The following is a 2,019-nucleotide window of genomic DNA, read 5'->3' on the forward strand; positions in this document are numbered from 1 at the left end:
ACTAAAATTTCCAGCTCGGCAATCAGGGCAAATTGCTCACCAATGGCGCCCTGACGATACAGGCCGGTGAACTGCAACTCAACCACGCCGAAACTCAGGCCGGGCAGATAACCGTCAACGCCGACACCCTGAGCCATCAAGGCGGCGTGATGCAACAACAGGGTAAGGATGACTTGTCCCTCACTACCCGGATACTGGATAACCAGCGCGGCACCCTTGCGGGCAACGGCAACCTGAACCTTAAAGCAACGACCGTCGATAATCGTCACGGCAACATCGTGGCCGCCGACCAGGGTTCGTTGACACTGGCGGTCAAAGACACCCTGGACAATCAGGCGGGCCGACTGGAAGCGGGCAACGCGTTACAACTCAGCGCCACCCAACTGGATAATCGCCGGGGGAGCATTGTTGCCGCCGGGAACAGCGCTACGCTGACCGTTGGCAAAACTATTCAAAATGTTAACGGTCATATCGAAGCCAAAACCCGACTGACCACGACCAGCCAGACCCTGGATAACACCCAGGGGGTGTTGCTGGCGCAAGACATTGACAGCCAGACGACAGGCCATCCCTTCACCAATACCGCCGGACAGGTGATAGCCGAAGACACCCTGACCTTAAACAGTGGTCAACTGGATAATACGGCGGGGCTGTTACAGGCTGGCCGCGAGATATCTATTGATACCCATGGGCAGAAGCTCACCAATACCCACCATGCCGACCAAAAAGCGGGCCGGGTGTTAAGCGGCGGGCAGTTAATCCTGCGTACCGGCGATGTTGATAACACCGGCGGGATAATCGCGGCGGACGGCAAAACCACGCTGACCAGCACCGCGCTCAATAATACTCAGGGCCAGATAGCCGGAAATAGCGGGCTGGACATTCACAGTCAGCAACTGATAAACCGCGAAGGCACCCTGCAATCCGCCGACGCCCTGACTCTGGATACCGACGGGCAGTTACTGGATAACCGACAGGGCCAGATTATGGGTGAGGGCAAAATGACCGTCACCAGCGGCCCGCTGGATAATACGGCGGGATTGTTACAATCCGGTCGCGAGATGACCATTGATACCCACGGCCATAGACTCACCAATACCCGCAATACCGACCAAAAAGCGGGCCGGTTGTTAAGTGGCGGGCACTTAACCCTGCGCGCCGGCGACACCGATAACACCGGCGGCATGATAGCGGGTAATGGCGGACTGGATATTCACAGCCGGCAACTGATAAACCGCGAGGGCACCTTACAATCCGCAGACGCATTGAATCTGGACACCAACGGGCAGTTACTGGATAACCAACAGGGCCAGATTATAGGTGAGGGCAAAACGACCGTCACCAGCGGCTCACTGGATAATCGTCACGGTCATCTTCAAGGCGGACAGTTGGCTATCGATACCCGACACGCCGCGCTGGATAATCGGGATGGTAAACTGTTATCCACGGACACCTTAACTCTGAACACTCACCAGCTCGATAATCGTCACGGGCAGGCGCAGGCGGTGGGCGACACCCAACTTCATGTTGACACTCAAACCGATAACACCGGCGGTCTTATCCGTGGCGGTCAGCAATTGACCCTGAACACCACTCACCTGATTAACCGGGAAACAGCTCAGGTTGATAACGGACTGGAAGCGCAAAACCTGACGGTCAACGCTCAACAGGTGGACAATACCCAGGGTGCTTTACGGGCAGCCAACCATCTGAAAGTGAACATCAGCCAGACCTTGAATAATACTCAGGGGCTGGTCTCTGCGGGCAAACAGCTCACTCTCAAAAGCGAGGCTCAGCAACCGCATCTGGCGATTAACAACCGGCAAGGCACGCTGATTGCCGGGGAACAGGCCACGATTAACGCACACTCTCTGAGCGGTGACGGCCAACTGTTATCACAGGGCGATATGGCGGTCACTTTAACCGAGGATTTTCATCATACCGGCAACACTGCGGCCAATGGCAATCTGACCCTGAAAACGGCCGGTAATCTTATCAATGACCGTCAGATAAAAGCCG

Annotated in this window: 1 pseudogene; it reads left to right on the forward strand. The window is 56.0% G+C overall.

Annotated elements, in window-relative coordinates:
• Positions 1-149 precede the first annotated feature (149 nt).
• Positions 150-2,019, forward strand: a pseudogene (locus C6H66_RS24515) (hemagglutinin repeat-containing protein); the annotation flags it as partial.

Source organism: Photorhabdus hindustanensis, assembly GCF_002968995.1.
GTDB classification, from domain to species: Bacteria; Pseudomonadota; Gammaproteobacteria; order Enterobacterales; family Enterobacteriaceae; genus Photorhabdus; species Photorhabdus akhurstii.